The organism is Sporosarcina aquimarina, assembly GCF_023715615.1.
Lineage (GTDB): Bacteria > Bacillota > Bacilli > Bacillales_A > Planococcaceae > Sporosarcina > Sporosarcina aquimarina_A.
Map to the genome: position 1 here is coordinate 36,858 of NZ_JAMBOM010000006.1, position 16,947 is coordinate 53,804.

17 protein-coding genes are annotated in these 16,947 nt (G+C 43.4%); 8 read left to right on the forward strand and 9 right to left on the reverse strand.

What is annotated here, in order from left to right; all coding sequences use genetic code 11:
• Positions 1 to 198: 198 nt before the first annotated feature.
• Positions 199 to 780, forward strand: a complete 582-nt coding sequence (locus M3197_RS13575) for a DUF4256 domain-containing protein (RefSeq protein WP_251662124.1) — start codon at positions 199 to 201, stop codon at positions 778 to 780.
• Between the two features lie 395 nt (positions 781 to 1,175).
• On the opposite strand, the gene M3197_RS13580 is transcribed toward M3197_RS13575, so the two are convergent.
• From M3197_RS13580 to M3197_RS13600, 5 genes are all read right to left on the reverse strand, one after another.
• On the reverse strand, positions 1,176 to 2,669 hold the full coding sequence (locus tag M3197_RS13580; RefSeq protein WP_251662125.1) for a multicopper oxidase family protein: 1,494 nt from the start codon (positions 2,667 to 2,669) through the stop codon (positions 1,176 to 1,178).
• A gap of 26 nt (positions 2,670 to 2,695) precedes the next feature.
• Positions 2,696 to 3,619, reverse strand: a complete 924-nt coding sequence (locus tag M3197_RS13585; RefSeq protein ID WP_251662126.1) for a F510_1955 family glycosylhydrolase — start codon at positions 3,617 to 3,619, stop codon at positions 2,696 to 2,698.
• A 12-nt stretch (positions 3,620 to 3,631) separates the two neighbouring features.
• Complete coding sequence (locus M3197_RS13590; protein WP_251662254.1) at positions 3,632 to 4,306, reverse strand: response regulator transcription factor; 675 nt, start codon at positions 4,304 to 4,306, stop codon at positions 3,632 to 3,634.
• Positions 4,307 to 4,324: 18 nt separating this feature from the next.
• Entirely contained in the window at positions 4,325 to 5,683 is a 1,359-nt protein-coding gene (locus tag M3197_RS13595) for a sensor histidine kinase (protein ID WP_251662127.1), read from the reverse strand.
• 146 nt (positions 5,684 to 5,829) lie between these two features.
• On the reverse strand, positions 5,830 to 7,866 hold the full coding sequence (locus M3197_RS13600; protein ID WP_251662128.1) for a heavy metal translocating P-type ATPase: 2,037 nt from the start codon (positions 7,864 to 7,866) through the stop codon (positions 5,830 to 5,832).
• A gap of 193 nt (positions 7,867 to 8,059) precedes the next feature.
• On the opposite strand from M3197_RS13600, the gene M3197_RS13605 reads away from it, so the two are divergent.
• The 3 genes from M3197_RS13605 to M3197_RS13615 all read left to right on the forward strand — a co-directional run bounded on the left by M3197_RS13605 (position 8,060) and on the right by M3197_RS13615 (position 10,231).
• The gene (locus tag M3197_RS13605) at positions 8,060 to 8,620 is read left to right on the forward strand and encodes a YdhK family protein (protein ID WP_251662129.1); all 561 of its coding nucleotides are present in this window, start codon (positions 8,060 to 8,062) and stop codon (positions 8,618 to 8,620) included.
• Positions 8,621 to 8,762: 142 nt separating this feature from the next.
• On the forward strand, positions 8,763 to 9,419 hold the full coding sequence (locus M3197_RS13610) for a DUF4396 domain-containing protein (RefSeq protein ID WP_251662130.1): 657 nt from the start codon (positions 8,763 to 8,765) through the stop codon (positions 9,417 to 9,419).
• Between the two features lie 158 nt (positions 9,420 to 9,577).
• Positions 9,578 to 10,231 carry a M48 family metallopeptidase gene (locus tag M3197_RS13615; RefSeq protein WP_251662131.1) on the forward strand — a complete coding sequence of 218 codons (654 nt, stop codon included), beginning with the start codon at positions 9,578 to 9,580 and terminating at the stop codon, positions 10,229 to 10,231.
• 29 nt (positions 10,232 to 10,260) lie between these two features.
• Here the strand turns inward: M3197_RS13615 and M3197_RS13620 are convergent, their stop codons facing one another.
• Positions 10,261 to 10,767: a MepB family protein gene (locus tag M3197_RS13620; protein WP_251662132.1), complete on the reverse strand. Its 507-nt coding sequence runs from the start codon at positions 10,765 to 10,767 to the stop codon at positions 10,261 to 10,263.
• Positions 10,768 to 10,916: 149 nt separating this feature from the next.
• Here M3197_RS13620 and M3197_RS13625 point away from each other — a divergent pair, with 149 nt between their 5' ends.
• Both M3197_RS13625 and M3197_RS13630 read left to right on the forward strand, forming a co-directional pair.
• Entirely contained in the window at positions 10,917 to 11,561 is a 645-nt protein-coding gene (locus M3197_RS13625; protein WP_251662133.1) for an NUDIX hydrolase, read from the forward strand.
• On the forward strand, positions 11,552 to 11,935 hold the full coding sequence (locus tag M3197_RS13630) for an FAS1-like dehydratase domain-containing protein (RefSeq protein ID WP_251662134.1): 384 nt from the start codon (positions 11,552 to 11,554) through the stop codon (positions 11,933 to 11,935). Before M3197_RS13625 ends, M3197_RS13630 begins: the two co-directional genes overlap by 10 nt.
• Before the next feature lie 92 nt (positions 11,936 to 12,027).
• Here M3197_RS13630 and M3197_RS13635 read toward each other — a convergent pair whose 3' ends face one another.
• Entirely contained in the window at positions 12,028 to 12,423 is a 396-nt protein-coding gene (locus M3197_RS13635) for a VOC family protein (RefSeq protein WP_251662135.1), read from the reverse strand.
• Between the two features lie 195 nt (positions 12,424 to 12,618).
• Between M3197_RS13635 and M3197_RS13640 the strand changes: the two genes are divergently transcribed.
• Positions 12,619 to 13,422, forward strand: coding sequence for an SDR family NAD(P)-dependent oxidoreductase (locus M3197_RS13640; RefSeq protein WP_251662136.1), 804 nt, complete (start codon positions 12,619 to 12,621; stop codon positions 13,420 to 13,422).
• A 239-nt stretch (positions 13,423 to 13,661) separates the two neighbouring features.
• On the opposite strand, the gene M3197_RS13645 is transcribed toward M3197_RS13640, so the two are convergent.
• Entirely contained in the window at positions 13,662 to 14,576 is a 915-nt protein-coding gene (locus tag M3197_RS13645) for a D-alanyl-D-alanine carboxypeptidase family protein (protein ID WP_251662137.1), read from the reverse strand.
• 326 nt (positions 14,577 to 14,902) lie between these two features.
• Between M3197_RS13645 and M3197_RS13650 the strand changes: the two genes are divergently transcribed.
• The gene (locus M3197_RS13650) at positions 14,903 to 15,397 is read left to right on the forward strand and encodes an LURP-one-related/scramblase family protein (RefSeq protein WP_251662255.1); all 495 of its coding nucleotides are present in this window, start codon (positions 14,903 to 14,905) and stop codon (positions 15,395 to 15,397) included.
• Between the two features lie 136 nt (positions 15,398 to 15,533).
• Here M3197_RS13650 and M3197_RS13655 read toward each other — a convergent pair whose 3' ends face one another.
• Positions 15,534 to 16,520 (reverse strand): bile acid:sodium symporter family protein, encoded by a 987-nt coding sequence (locus M3197_RS13655; protein ID WP_251662138.1) that lies wholly within the window; start codon positions 16,518 to 16,520, stop codon positions 15,534 to 15,536.
• Positions 16,521 to 16,947 lie beyond the last annotated feature (427 nt).

Consider the following 16,947-nt stretch of genomic DNA (forward strand, 5'->3'; position numbering starts at 1 on the left):
TGCTGATTATAGCATACTGTAGAGAATTGACTTCAATGAAGAAATGTGAAAATAACTTTGACGACACGCCCGTCCAAAAAGTTAACACCCATCAAGTTAATGAAGAAATCCACCGTCGATGAAATAATAAGGTCGTAATTGAACAAAGCATGGTATCATTTGAACTAACACAACGGAACTGATTAAGGGGGAGTAACTATGACAAATCCAAGTGAAAGCATTGCCAAGAAAGAGGTACCGGTTGAACAGTGTGAAGAACTACTTAGCATATTGAAATCTCGTTTTGAAGACAATATGCACCGTCATTCAGAACTGGAATGGGCGACGGTTCAAGCAAAGCTCGATGCAAATACGGAAAAACTGTGGTCCTTGAACGAAATGGAACGAACCGGTGGAGAACCTGATGTTATCGGCTATGACAAAGAAACAAATACGTTTATGTTCTGCGATTGTTCAGCAGAAAGCCCATCAGGTCGCAGAAGTGTTTGTTACGACCCAGAATCACTCGAATCACGAAAAAAGAACAAACCAGCACATAGCGCTGTCGGGATGGCAACAGAAATGGGAATTGAATTATTGGATGAAGAACAATACCGAGCGTTGCAGCAAATAGAGACGTTCGATAAGAAAACATCCACTTGGATTCAAACACCGTCAACTATCCGTAAACTTGGAGGCGGACTTTTTTGCGATTTCCGCTTCGACACCGTGTTCGTCTATCACAATGGGGTCGAGTCTTATTATGCAGCTAGAGGATTCCGTGGAATCTTGTACGTATAATGACCAAAGCATACTAAAACCGTCTCAATCCTGTATTGGGGTTGAGACGGTTTTATATGTAATGATTAAAACTCATAACCAACTTTAGTAGCTTCCCAGTCATATGAGGAAATATATTAGTGAATACGGCGATTTCATTTATTGAAAAAAATGCTTTCATAGGGTCGCAGCAAGTCCCTACAAGAACTGTCGTTACTTTTCGCCATGACTTCTATCGTAATAAATGGTGACGTCTATTGTTGAAGAGGACAAAGTGGTGGAGTGAACACTGACATTGCGGAAGAAGAGCTAGAATTAGAAGTGTCCTCGAATAGTGGGCTGCAATGAACAAGGTTATATACAGCTACTAAAAAATCCGCCACACTCAAACTGAGCAGGGCGGATTTTTCAAGTTTTTAGTTCACTTCAATTTGTCCCATCATGCCGTTATCTTCATGCTCTAAAATGTGGCAATGGTACATATACACCCCTTTGTTTGCAAAGGAAATTGCGATCTTCACACGATCTCCAGGATGTAACGCAATCGTATCTTTCCAGCCTTTTAAGTTGTCGTCCGGCTCTTCACCATTCACCGATAACACCTTAAACTGCGTACCGTGAATGTGGAACGGGTGGATCATACCACCCATCGGATCGGGTTTGTTGGACAGTTCCCAAACTTCAGTTTCGCCGACTTTTTGGGTCATGTCAATGCGGTCTTTATCGAATTTCTTTCCGTTGATTGTCACCATGTCCATCATGCCGAACAATTCTAATCGCTTCGTCACGGGCAAATTTCTTTCTTCTTCCGTTACAGCAAATGAGTTTAAATCAGCAGGTAGTTTGTTGGAAGTTTTCTTTTCATTGACTTCAAATGGCAAAAGAATCGTTCCCTGATCATCCACTAGCGCAAGATCTTTCACATCTTGTAACTGGTCAAAGTCGATGATGATTTCCGCACGTTCTGCAGGAGTCAACAGCAATGAATCCATTTCTAACGGATCATTTAGTAACCCACCATCTGTGGCGATTTGCTGGAACGTATCTCCGGAACTAAGAGATATCGTATAATTTCGGGCATTCGAACCGTTCAACAATCGCAACCGAACTTTACCTTGAGGGACGGATAGCTTCGGATCGAGCGTGCCGTTAACAAGCAAGCGGTCACCAAGCGTTCCGTCTGAATTATATGCTGCCTCGTAGTCAAGTTCGCCAATTGGGGTGAATGCGCGATCCTGCATGAGAACCGGGAAGTCGTTGACACCATAGTCATCAGGTAAGTTTAACCTGTCCGAATGTTCGTCTTCGATATAAAGAAGACCAGCGAGTCCTTTGTATACTTGCTCAGCCGTTTTTCCATGAGGATGTGGATGGAACCAAAGAGTGGCGGCTTCCTGTGTGACCTTGAATTGAATAATTCGTTCTTCTCCAGGTTTCAAGGGATTATGGGGTCCACCATCGACATCACCAGGTACATCCAAACCATGCCAGTGAAACGTCGTATCTTCATCCAGATCATTCACGGTTTTAATACGAACGGATTCTCCTTTTCGGAGTTTTAGAACTGGACCGAGGAAATCGCCATTGTAGCCATAAGTTTCCGTTTCTTGACCTTCCAATAGCATGCGTTTGCCTTTCTGTGCGGTGAGTGTGTAGTCGACGTTTTCGGACGTACTCGCTGCGAGCAAGGGAGGGATGGACAACTCATTTACCCCTTTTGAACCTTTCAATGCCAAAGGATTGTTGTGACCCATATGACCGTCCATCATGCCTTCCATCCCACTCATGTCATGATTCATAACATTCTCTGGAGAGGACTCTTTGGATTCTTCCGTGACACCACCCATTGAACAGCCTGCAATCAGTGAACTGATGAGGGTTAATGTAAGCCACTTCATCATTATTTTCATCATATCCCACTCCCTCTCTAATAATCTCAGTCAGACGTATTCAACTTTCCGGCATTCGCTAGCTGATTCCAAGTTGCTCCAGCATCACTCGTCTTGTAAATCGAGTTATCGAATGTCGTCACAACTAGTTCTTCTGGATTCTCTGGGCTCGTTGCGATGAATTGCACAGGGCTTCGTACTTCTTCGGGGAGTGGAATGTCGGACTCTTCAGTTTCGCCAACTGTGAATTTCTGTAGCACCGGCTCTTCCTGTTTATTGATAGTCGAATAATAGCCACCATATTCAGTTAGCGTGACATATGTAACACTCGTTGCGTCATTCAATTTCTTGAACGTTGCGCCATAATCTGTGGACACAAACAGACCTTCTTGGCTGCCAATCGCAAGTATTTCTTCACTTGAAGGATGTACCGCTAGGTTAGAAAGCGTAGTTGCTGAAAATCCATCCATTTTTGAAGCCGTCCATGATTGTCCTTCATCGAGCGTATAGTTCAACCCTGTTTTTAGGTCAGCAGTAGGGGTTTCATTGAACACATAAACTGCATTTGAATTGTATCCCGCGCCCAGATAGTGAAAATCGATTTCTCCGTAAAACGCAAGTTGCTCGAACGTTGCACCTTTATCTGTGCTTTTCATAAGCCCGAATGGATTCTTTAAATCGGAATTCACTGCAGGATGACCACTTGCAAAAAAGCCGTCTTCTGTAGGTAGGAAGCCCATGTAGTCGTTTTTCTCACGATTGGATTCTTTCCAACCATCTTTTCCATAAGCATATAGGCCGGCATGTGATGCGATAAAAAATTCAGCACCCTCATTGCTATAGCCCGTACCGTGAATATGATTAACCTCTGGATTTGTTACTTTCTCATACGAAAATGATTCGTCTTTGTTTGAGCATGCGCTTAAAATTAGAAGCCCACCGAGCAACATACCCAACAATGGTTTCTTCATCTTAAAATCTCCTCATTTCCATTTGTAGCCGATTCCCCAAACCGTTTGGAGGATGTCGTCAATCGGGAAATTCGATTTCCGTAACTTGTCTCGTAAGTTTCGGATATGGGAATCGACTGTCCGAACTTCGGTATAGGTATCGTATTCCCATGCCAATTGGAGCAAGTCTTCTCGTGTAAACGTCCGGTTAGGTCGGGCCATCATCGCTTCGATGATATAAAATTCTTTTAAGGTAAGGCGAACTTCTTCATCTCTATATAGGAGTGAATACGACTCCAAGTCCAGTGTAAAGAGCCCTTCACGGAGCTGCTTAACCTGGTCTTTTTCAGGGACGCGGCGTAGCGCAACTCGCACCCTCGCTATAAGTTCACGTTCGTCAAATGGTTTTGTAATATAATCATCCGCACCTTGTTCAAGCCCTTTTACAACATCGGACTTGTCGGATCGGGCGGTTAGTAAAATCACAGGTATATCGGAAGTTTCCCGGATCCTGCGGCAAACTTCCCATCCATCTATTTCAGGCATCATGACATCGAGCAGCACGAGATGGATGTTTTCTTCATGAAACAGTTCGAGAGCTGCTTGACCGTTTGTCGCTTGTAAACAACGATACCCGTGTGGTGCGAGGAACAGTTCGAGCAGATCGAGCATCCGTTGTTCGTCATCAATTAGTAGGATTGTTTTCATATTCATCGTCACTTCCAGTCATAGTCGTATCGTGAACGTGCTGCCTTTCCCGGGTTCACTTTGAATGTCAATTGTGCCGCCGTGCGCTTCTGTCAATTCCTTCACAATCGCTAGACCTAGACCTGCACCTCCAAACGAGCGCGAACGGGATTTCTCGACACGATACAGTTTTTCGAAAATCTGTTGCTGATTTTCAATTGGTATGCCGCATCCGTTATCTTCAACTTGCAAAATGGCTTGCTTTTTTTCCTGAAAGGCACGAACGGTTACAGACGTACCACTTTCTGAATAATGAAGGGCGTTGTCCAGTAGATTAAGGATAATTTGTTCCAGACGCATTCGATCTGCCACTAAAGGGAAATCTTCGATGGATTCATGTAGGAGTACAATTCCTTTCATATCAAACGCTGGTTGTACAAGTTGGACAATATCACGCATAAACTGAGCAGAAGAAAACTCTGTTTTCATCACAGTGAACGTCATTTCATCCATTTGAGCGAGATCCATCAAGTTTTTCACAAGTGTTTTCAAACGCTCGGCCTCTTCTTCGATAATCGATAAGTACTTGAATCGCTCTGTATTGTTTAGTTCTGTGCGTTGAGCCACTTTTGCATAGCCAATTAAATACGTGAGAGGTGTCCCCATTTCGTGTGAAACAGACGCTAAGAACTCGTTGCGCTCCCGTTTGACACGACTTAAATCATTAGATAATTTACGAATCGAGGCTGCCAGCTCACCTAACTCATCATTCGAAAGCTTTGGTAAGTCGACATTGAAGAACCCTTTGCTTATTTGTTCAGTGGCTTCTTTCATACGAATGAGTGGACGCGTCAGCCATTTGGACAACAACATGTAAACTACTAACAAGATGACGATACTTCCGCCACCAGCGAGCAGGAAGTGGACATTGAGCTGACCCACGAGCTGACGAATAGGCGCTGTACTTTGCAACATGACGAGGAAACCTGAATTCCCTTGAACCTCATATGGATGGACACTGACGAGATAGGGGGATTCTTTCCAATTGACCGGTATAATCATATCTTCTGTCGGTCGTTCCTCTTTTATTTTGACCAAATAAGGAGCGAGGATTTCCTCCTTTTTCAATGAATGTCGAAGAACATTTCCCGCATCATCGAGGATTACGGCGTTCCGTTCACCACCACTTTCCATGAGAATAATATGATTCAATGTCGTCTCTGTGTAATTATCTTCTAAAACATTGCGATGATTGCTACCGGTTTTCAAAAGTCGGTCGAGTTCTTCGTCAACCCGTGCATTCGTGATGGTCTGATGCAAGTACACCATGAGTAATGTATCCATGATGAGAAATGAAATGATAAATGAAGCCGCTAACTTCGTTGAAATCTTGTTCACAGCAGACGCTCCTTTTTGCTCTACTGAGCAGTATAAGTTAAACGTATCGAAAAATTATGCAGAAAGCACGGATTACGTACCCCATGAAAAACTATCCAGAATTCAGTGTGTACTGAACTTCTGGATAGTCTGTTATGTTACTCGTATTAAATTTTTAGTAAACGGGCATTAATCGCCACAATGACGGTACTGAGAGACATCAATATAGCACCGACTGCAGGGCTCATCACAATCCCGAAAGGATAGAGGACACCTGCCGCAAGAGGTATCGCTGCAATATTGTAGCCAGCGGCCCACCATAAGTTTTGCTTCATCTTACGGTACGTAGCAGAAGAAAGCTTAATGATGGTGACGACGTCTTGTGGATTACTTTTTACAAGTACGACATCTGCCGTTTCAATCGCGACATCAGTTCCGGCACCAACCGCGATCCCAAGGTCTGCTTTTGCGAGTGCAGGGGCGTCGTTGACACCATCTCCCGTCATCGCAGTTCGAAGTCCTTCTTTTTCTTGAATGTGGACAATTTTTTCTGATTTTTCATGAGGGAGTACTTCGGCAAAAATTTCTTCAAGTCCGAGCTCCTTGCCCACGTATTCCGCGACTTGTGTATGATCTCCTGTCAACATAATCGATTTCACGTTCAATTTTTTTAGCTCGCTTACTGCTTCAACAGCCGTCTCACGAACAATATCTGCAAGGGCGATCATTCCAGCGAGCTGATCATTAACGAGTAGGAAGACAACAGTTTTCCCTTCTGCTGACCATTTGCTGAAGATGTCTTCACGATAAGAGAGCTGTGTGTCTTTCATATATCCGGGGCTGACGACTAGTACATGCTTGTCATTGACCGTTCCTTGTAATCCTTTTCCTGTAAGCGATTGGAAATCATGGACTTTCGGTATTTTGATGTCAGATTGCTCTGCTTTTTTTGCGATTCCTTGAGCCAGCGGGTGTTGTGATTGGGACTCGACTGCCGCTGCATATGAAATCACTTCTTCGTCTTTATATCCATCGGATGGAAGGATATCTGTTACTCCAAATTCACCTTTTGTCAAGGTACCTGTTTTGTCGAAAACTACCGCTTCGATTTTCCGTGCTTCTTCAAACGCAGGACGATTACGGATGAGCAGGCCACTTTTGGCTGCAATGGAAGTGGAAACGGCAACGACTAATGGTGCCGCTAGCCCTAGTGCGTGTGGACAAGCAATAATGAGAACCGTTACCATGCGCTCCATTGCAAACAACAAAGGATAACCAAGCGCCAGCCAAATGATGAATGTGACGAGTCCGGCAGCAAGTGCGCCATAAAATAACCATTTAGCTGCACGGTTTGCAAGATCTTGTGCACGTGATTTGGATTCCTGTGCTTCTTTTACAAGTGTAATCACTTGTGATAGGTATGTATCTTCACCCGTTTTTGTAACGGATAGCACAAGAGAGCCCTCTCCATTGATGGATCCGCCAATGGCTTCTTCATCCACTGATTTTTCAACTGGAAGAGATTCGCCTGTTAGCATAGATTCATCCACAGAAGATTTACCTTCCACAATACGTCCATCTACTGGAACTTTCTCCCCAGGTTTGACGAGTACGTGTTGACCAGGCTGCAATTCCGATACTTCTACTTCCGTTGTCGAACCATCCTCGTTCAGTAGGTGAGCTTCAGAGGGCATGAGTTTAGCAAGTTCTTCAAGGGCCTTTGAAGCCCCCATGATAGACCGCATTTCAATCCAATGGCCAAGTAACATGATATCCACGAGCGTCGCTAATTCCCAAAAGAAATTATCTTCTGCCAATCCAAATACAGAAGCCGTACTGTAAACATATGCAACAGTAATTGCGAGAGAAATGAGCGTCATCATCGCTGGTGTACGGTCTTTAAGTTCGTCTTTCGCACCCTTTAGAAACGGAAGTCCTCCGTAAAAGAAAACAAATGTAGAGAGCGCGAACAGGATATACAAATCTCCTGTAAATCGCCAGTCGACGCTCAGAAACTGTTGAATCATAGGTGAAAGTATCAGGATAGGAATCGTAACAACGAGTGACACGTAAAACCTCTTCTTAAAATCTTGAACCATGTGAGCATGGTGGTTGTCATGATCATGACCTGAATGACCACCTTCGGAATGCTGTGCGTCCGAGTGGTTCGCATGCTGATTTATATGGTTGTGACGATTCTTCATAGTAAAACTCCTTTCGCTAATTTTGTTATGCAAGATAGCTATACCCACCAATTGTGCAAAAGATGTGCAGTCTTCACAAACAACTGAAACGTATACGAAATAAGGAGATTTTAAGGAGTTTCTGTATTTTGGTTATCTCGTGATGATTATCGGGAACACCTCTACAGAAATGAAAAAAAGGAGCGATTTATTTATGAAGAAACAACTACTCGCAGTGAGTGCTGCATTCGCCGTTGTACTGGCAGGCTGTGGAGCGACAACAACGAAAGAAGACCAACCTGCTACAAGTGAAGAAGTTTCCCACGATGATATGGAAGGTATGGATCATTCAAGTGACGGCAGCATACCTGAAGGCTTAAAAGAAGCGGAAAATCCAACATTCCCTGTCGGAACTGAAGCGATTATTGAAACGGATCATATGGAAGGGATGAAGGGGGCGACTGCAACAATTGTCGGGGCTTATGATACGACAGCATATTCCATTAATTACACACCAACGGATGGCGGTGAAAAAGTGATGGACCATAAATGGGTCATCCATGAAGAACTCAAAGACCCATCGGCCGCTCCTTTGGAAAAAGGAACTGAAGTGACAACCCTTGCCGATCATATGAAAGGAATGGAAGGAGCGAAAGCAGAAATCGAATCTGCCGAGCAGACAACTGTTTACATGATCGATTACGTGCCGACAACGGGTGGAGATGAAGTGAAGAACCACAAATGGGTCGTGGAAGATGAATTATCGGGAAAATAATAGTCAACTGAGAGCTGCTGAGCGTAGCTCTTTTTTTTTGAAATCAAATCAGTCTAGTTTTAGTAAACCCAGACAGTTATGCAGAAACTATGCAGTTTTATCTACGAAAACACAGGCTATATAATCAGTAGAGGTGATTAAAATGCTCGAAATCATATCTTGGATAGCACTTGGAATCGGATTGCTCAGCAGTGTGATCATGATTATAGATGTCATCAGGCATCCTCAAAACATGGCAATCATGAATGTTGTCTGGCCATTGAATGGATGGTTCTTGGGACCTGTTGCTCTGATTACGTACTTTAAATGGGGACGTATCCAAGCAAAGGATTCAGAGATAGAGGACACGAGAGGAAAAGGAGCAAAAGTCTTCACATCCACATCGCATTGTTCATCAGGTTGTTCATTCGGAGATGCAGTGGGTGTACCGATTGTTGCACTGACCGGACTTACCGTCGCGGGCTCGATGTTGTTTGCACACTACATAGTTGAATTTGTACTCGCCTACCTATTCGGCATCCTGTTCCAATTTGCATCGATCTATCCCATGAATAAAGAAAAAGGAAAAATGCATGCACTTATTGAATCGTTAAAAGCAGATACAATCTCACTGATCGCGTTCGAAATCGGCATGTTTGGCTGGATGGCGATTGTGCATTATGTACTCTTTCAGAGCCCTCCGGAGCCGACAAGTCCTGTCTACTGGTTCATGATGCAAATTGCAATGATTCTTGGATTCTTAACGAGTTATCCAGCGAATGCTTGGCTAATCAAAAAAGGCATTAAGCACGCAATGTAAGAAATTGGTGGAGCTACCGAGTGTAGCTCTCTTTTTGTGTAGATAAAAGAGGAGTGGTTTCTGATAGGATCGGATTCCTATGATAGAATTTAAGAAAGTCAATTCACAGTTATACACAAACCATAACGAAACCTATAGTTAGTGAAAGAGGAATCCATATGAAAATTACAATCGAAAACGAAGTCTTCCATTACAACGTGCAATATGGAAAAGGGAAGAAGCTCTCCTTGCACATCGACTCATTCGGATTCATCACCGTGAAAGCTCCGAATGGCACAAGTGAACAGGTCATCCAGCAGGAACTTCACAATTGGGGAAGCTGGATTAGCGATAGGGTGAAGGAGAGAGAGTCTAAAAAGGTAGATCCACTAGCCAGACAGTACGAGCCTGAAGGGACGTTTTGTTATCTAGGAGAAGAACGCCAACTTCAGGAACTCATTGAAACGCAAGGACTCAGTGAAGACCAACTGAAACACAATTTGAAGAAGTTCTATTTCAACCAATGCAAAAATCTCATTGAATCGCGCATCAAAAGCTATCAGAAGGAACTGAAAGTCTCTGCAAAAGAGATTTCAATTATCGAGTCGTTCGGAAAATGGGGTAGCTGTAACTCGAACAAAAAACTCGCATTCAACTACCGTCTCGCCATGGCTCCTGTAGAGGTCATCGACTACGTCATTATTCACGAACTGTGCCATATTACGCACATGAACCACGATCGTTCCTTCTGGCGACGTGTCGGAAGTATCATGCCCGAATATAAAGAGAAAGAAGACTACCTCGCTAAGCATCAGCACTTGATGACCCTTTAATAGGGGCATTATGACTTTGGTTCAAGAAGTTAGTGTGTATACAAAGTTAACAGTTCTTGCGAGGTTGCCACACGTGCGTCGCTCAGGTCTATAAAAAAGTTCAATTGCCATTTTTGTGTTGCAACAGCTTGCTGACTAGTGGGCGTATCCCAACTAGGATAAACTCTAAATGCCATTTTTCCGTTTGCCCTAGTTGTTTTAAGTATATTTTTGCTTGCGAGGATTTTTTTCGGAAAGATGAACTGCCCAAAATGATGTTCAGTAAACGTATTGATGACTACTAAATCAGGAGACGCATCGTATAAAAAAGGTCGGTTTTTATTGTTTTCATCTTTTTCCCAGAGTGCTACAAATTGACCTATCTTCGTAGGAGTGATTTTGGCAACTCTAAATCGAACGGATTTACCGTCTAACTGAAAGATGCCAGCTCCGTATTCCGAGTTTTGACACTCTTCTTGAACTTCTCTAATCGTGAAGTGATTAGGCTGATATACGAGATTAGTTACATATGTAAAAGCTGTTTGAAAGTCATTCATCACTATCCCCCTAGTACTACCTATATTCATCCGAAAGAACATTTGTTCTATTATATAGCTAATCAATGAATTTAGCAATGGGATGAAAAGAGGTTGTCCCCATTCTAAGTACAACCCACATATGACTTTACAAGTAAAGGAGCGAAACCATGGAAACCGAAATACTCACTATCTTCAATGAGCACCAAAAGCCGATAGGGACAGCAACGCGCGAAGAGGTACATCGTCTCGGTCACTGGCATGAAACGTTTCACTGTTGGTTTGTTGCACGAGAAAATGGTCAAGACATGCTTTACTTGCAGTTACGTAGCCCGATGAAAAAAGACTATCCGAACTTACTCGACATCACTGCAGCGGGACATTTACTCACAACTGAAAGTGTGGAGGACGGTGTGAGAGAGATTCAAGAAGAAACGGGAATCGCGGTCGCGTTTGAAGACTTGCATTCACTTGGTATTATCCCATACAGCATGAGAAACTCCGATATGATTGATAATGAGCTGGCGCATGTGTATGTCTATCACACAGAGCACAAGATGAATGATTTCCACGTGCAACCGGAAGAAGTGGCGGGAATTTACAAAGTGGCTTTACAGGACTTTTCGAAGGTGTGGAGTAGTGAACTGGAAAATATCCCGTGCTTAGGGTTTACGCATTCTGAATATGGCGAGCAGTTATTCAACGAGAAAATGATAAGCAAATCTGATTTAGTACCTCACCCTGATTCGTATTACGAAGCAGTAATTCGAGGAATCTATGAAAATCTTTTGAAAGGAAGAGAAATATGTCATTAAAAGTAGGAGACCTCATAACATTTGAGCGGACTTTCACAAAGAGAGATGTTGAATTATTTATAGAGATTTCAGGGGACGAAGGAATTCATCACGTTACTCCTGACGAACAAGGAAGACGTGTAATACAAGGACTATTAACCGCAACTTTACCAACAAAAGTAGGTGGAGATCATAACGTATTGGCTCGTACGATGAATTTTGAATTTTTTAGACCCGTATTTACTGGGGATACGATAAGGTGTGAAGTGAAAATTGAAAAATACGAAAGACAAGAGAAAAATAGATCAGGAATCACGGCATCCTTTTTATGTGAAAATCAGAATGGAAAAGAAGTCTTACAAGGGAATTTTTCAGGGGTCATCCTGAACTCCTGAATACGAATTTAACAAGCCTGAGTGACATACAAGTGAGAAGTATTGCGACCTGTATGTCACACAGAAACCTCTAGCCTTCAATGATTCAAAGGTTATTGTGCGTTTTTATCAGGTTGATGGATCCCAAAGATATTCCCCTCTGTATCCAAATAATATCCCTGCCACGCCATACCTGGTAAAGCATACTTGGATAAAGCTACTTTACCACCGTTCTGAAGGATCTTTTCCTCGCTCACATCGTAATCGCCAACACCTATCGTACACGCATATCCGTTTAGTGCTTGGTTAAGCTCGGGAGGTAAACTTTTACGTTTCATGAGAGCACCATTGATGCCTGGCGATTCCTCATCTCCAGTCACAACACCAAAGTAAGGGGTACCGGCGTAGTCACTCCAATCTTCAAACGTCCATTCAAATACATCCCCATAAAACTTCTTAGCACGATCCATATCATCCACATGAATTTCAAAATGAATTACTCTACCCATAATTGCCCCCTCATAATTGTAGTTTTGCCGAACAATCACTATACTCAGGTCTTTAGGGACTCTGAGTATTCTAATAATAACATGTTACCCGTAACTACAATGCATTCAAATTGTTTGGTGCTAAAGTTAGTGTTAAAATTATTTAGTAGAACGAAACTCTGCATAATTCAAGTAGTAACGAAAGGAAGAATGGCTATGAAGAAACTAGAAGGAAAAGTAGCGATTGTAACTGGAGGCGCATCAGGAATTGGTTTAGGTGCCGTGCAGAGATTGGCTGAAGACGGAGCAGCAGTTGCCGTTGCAGACGTAAACGCAGAAGGTGCACAGCAAGTTGCAGATGACATTAACAAAAATGGCGGAAAAGCGATTGCCATTACAGTCGACGTTGCGAAAGAAGAAGAAGTAAAAGCAATGATCGACAAAACAGTAGAAGCATTCGGTCGACTAGACATCCTGCATAACAACGCAGCATGGGGACCGATGAACGATAAAGGAATTCCAGAAATGGACGTAGACATGTGGGATGCTGTGATGGGCATTAACTTGCGCGGCCCAATGATGGGCTGTAAATACGCAATCCCTGAAATGAGAAAAGTAGGCGGCGGCTCGATCATCAACACCGCATCCGCAAACGGAAAAGTAGGCGATTATGAGCGTACAGCATACTCCGCTTCAAAAGCTGGACTCATGTCACTCACTCGCTCTGTTGCGACTCAGCACGGTAAAGAAGGAATTCGCTGTAACACAGTCCTGCCAGGTCTGATCGTTACACCTGCGACTCGTAGAAAGTTCTCTACTGAATTAATGGAACTCATGGAAGAAGGAAACTTAACACCATACGTAGGCGGACCTGAAGACATCGCTGCGTTGGTATCATTCCTCGCATCTGAAGAGTCACGTTATATTACAGGACAAGAAATTAACTGTGATGGCGGTGTGCTCGTACGTGCAGGTGCCGGAGCAATTATGAAATATGTACGCGACAAGGAAAACAACTAATAGATTTAAAAACTGCCCCAATAGGTCATGAGAAATGACTTTTTGGGGCAGTTTTTGTTTTCTAGTTTTTAGGGAGTCCTGAAATCGGTGGATAGCTAGTTTGGTAACCTAAGCTACGAGAACTAACAGGGTCCATCTAGGTTGCCATGGTAGATAGTTTCAACCGATTCGGGTCACTCGTATTCCAAGTGGTTTTTAAACAATTTTGTAAACAGGTGTACATATAAACTCATCTAGTACTACTGATTTGTGCTCAAGTTTGCAAACAGTTCGAGTGTATCTTTTTTCTGTGCATGGTCGGGATGGCTGATGTCTTCCAGTGGGGCTCCCATGACGATGCTAATGTACTCCCCATTTCCAGCAGTACCGAGCGTAGCCCAACATTGTCCCGCTTCATACGTAGTCCCGGATTTTCCGCCGAGAATCTGGAATCCGTCCTGTACTTCTGCACTTAAGGAAGAAAGGACGGTCGATGATAAAGTAATGCCTTGGGGATGATCTGCAGTCGATGTTGTTTGAAACGTCCCTTTAGTAAAAATCGCTCTGAAATTTTGGTTATCAAGTGCGTAATCTAGCAGCTTGGCCATATCAGAAGCGGTTGTATATTGCTTTGCATCATGCAGCCCCTCCGGATTTGTAAAATGGGTTCGGGTCATGCCTAACTCAGAGGCTTTATCATTCATGAGTTTCACAAACTGCTTCGTACTCCCTGCCACATGGATCGCCAAAGAGTTAGAAGCTTCACCGCCGGAAGGTAAAATTGTGCCATACAGCAAATCGCGGTATGTGACCTTCTCTCTACCATAGAACCCCGCCATTGAAGCATTTTGCGCTACCATTTCCTGATACGTAGCAGTATCTACCGGTGCACTCGCAGAGAGATCGTCAATATGCTCAAGCGCGACGATCGTTGTCATCATTTTGGTAAGTGATGCTGGATATGCTTTCTCGTCCGCATTCTTCTCATAAACTGCTTTTCCAGTATTCCGATCCACCATATAGATGTACGGGCTCACATATTCATCAGTTTGGTTGGTGCCAGCTAACTCAATACTATTACTATCCAGTCCGTTCCAACCGGTAACGTTCATAGCAATTACTAGAACGACAATGAAAAGGACAAATCCCTTTAAAACTGTCCACAACTTCCTCATCTTGCATCTACCTTTCATCCTGCAGTGATTCCGCACAATTCTATTCTTATAATGTTAAGTATAACGGACAACCCTGAAGAAAAGCATAGTTGAATTATGAAGTTTTTCTTAAGACAATTCGAGTGTGCTATATGAGTATGAATCTGCTGATGTTTCGAGCAAGATTCCTCATAGGAGCCTGAACCAGGCGGACAACTGCACTGGATGAAACTGAAGGAAATCGATACAAAGGAGTCGGCAACATTGGGCACGAAACTTTCTTCACACTCAAGCCGTAAACATAGTAACGCATTGCCAGGATGAGAAAAACGAGGGAGGGAACGGAGATGAAAGAATTCATCATCAAGCAAAAAATGTTGAGAATGAACGGACAGTTCAACGTGAAAGATTTAGAGGGTAACGATGTCTACGAAGTAGAGGGCAGCTTCCTGAAAATACCGAAAACCTACACTATCCAGGACCTTGAGGCGAACGAAGTGGCACGGATTACCAAAAAGTCATTCAGCTTCCTGCCGACGTTCTATGTAGAGGTACAGGGACAGGAGACCGTGACAATCCAGAAGGAGTTCTCTTTTCTAAAACCTAAATATACGATCGATGCAGCCGGCATCGAAGTGCTCGGAACTTGGTGGGAAATGAGCTTTGACGTGCTGAAGGATGGGGAAGTGGCGGGCACCGTAGACAAGAAGTGGTTCCAATGGGGAGATAGCTACCAAGTGCAGATTTACAATGAAGACTTGGAAAAGCTCATCATCGCACTCGTTGTCGCAATCGATTGCGTGAAAGCCGACCAGTCCGCTGCATCCGCCGCTTCGTTTTGAAGAAGGGATGGATATCTGACTGATGAAGTTCTTGATTAAAATAAGAAAGCACACTTTCACAAACGTACCTAAAGGCGAAGGGAGGGTCCCTTCGCCTTTAGGTTATACAGATATAGTTTGCACGTGAGGTTTCACGCTATTGAACCTGACTCGTTTGAACCGGAATAGCGCCGGGATCATCATCTGAATTCTCGACAACTGCAGGCTTTTTCGACCAAATGGTAGCGAGAATCGGGCCAGAAATATTATGCCAGATTGCCCCCCAGACGCTTGGAAGAGCAGCGAGCGGACCAAAGTGTGCAGTTGCCAGTGCAACGCCAAGACCCGAATTCTGCATACCAACTTCAATAGAGATAGCTCGTCGATCAGACTCATTTAATCCGAGCATCAAAGCAGTCAAATAGCCAAGCAATAATCCAAAGCCGTTATGAAGGAAAACGGCTGCAAACACGACAAAGCCGGAAGAAATGACATTGCCTGCATTGGCAGATGTAACAGCAGCCACGATGATTAGGATCGCCAAAACCGAAATAAGCGGAACGACAGAGACACTCTTCTCCACAGCTTTCGGGAAAAACTTTCGAATTAACAGACCTAATACAATCGGAACAATGATGACTTGGACGATTGACTTAAACATCGACATCGGGTCAACCGGCATCCACTGTCCCGCAAGCCACAACAGCAAAAGCGGCGTGACAACCGGTGCAAGAAGTGTGGAAAGGGAAGTCATCGCAACAGACAATGCCAAGTTCCCTTTCGCTAAATACACCATCACATTGGAAGAAGTCCCACCTGGAACACATCCGAGAAGGACCAAACCAGCAGCCAATTCTGGTGGGAGCTTAAGTACATACGCAATTGCGAACGCAACAAGCGGCATAATCACAAACTGAGCAGCAACACCCACAATGACCGGCAACGGTTTCGTCGCGATAATCTTGAAGTCCACCGCTTTTAACGTTAGTCCCATTCCAAACATGACAACCCCGAGTAAAATGGAAATGTACGCTCCTAACCCTAGGAACGGTGTGGGAAATAGGAAGGCCATGAGTGCAGCGATGATAACCCATACAGCAAAATATTTTCCTGCAAATGAACTGATTGACTCTAAAACTTTCATTTTCAAATCCCCCCCTTGAAATCCTTTTGACATTGATAAAAAAAGCAGACCATTGCTCTCTCTGAGAAGATGTAATCGGCTCCCTTCGAATGATTCTTTTTTGAAATAATTGACTCGACGAATATCTGTAACAAATTCCATCTCAACTAGAATAATAAATTCAATTATACACAATTATCAGAATGATTCAATATATATATATATTTCATATTGCTGTGTATTGGAAAGTTAGATATCCCGATATATTCTTGAGAAGGAGCCGTGAGGTGGTAGGTCAAACAAAGTTAGGACATCAAAATAGCAGTTAAACAAGAACATAGCAGTCGTAAGCCCTAATGACTTCCTGTTCGCTTCGTATATTAAGTCCTGTGTGGAATGTTTTATTACACAACACAGAAACAAGCCGTTATTGTTTTCAAATTGAGTG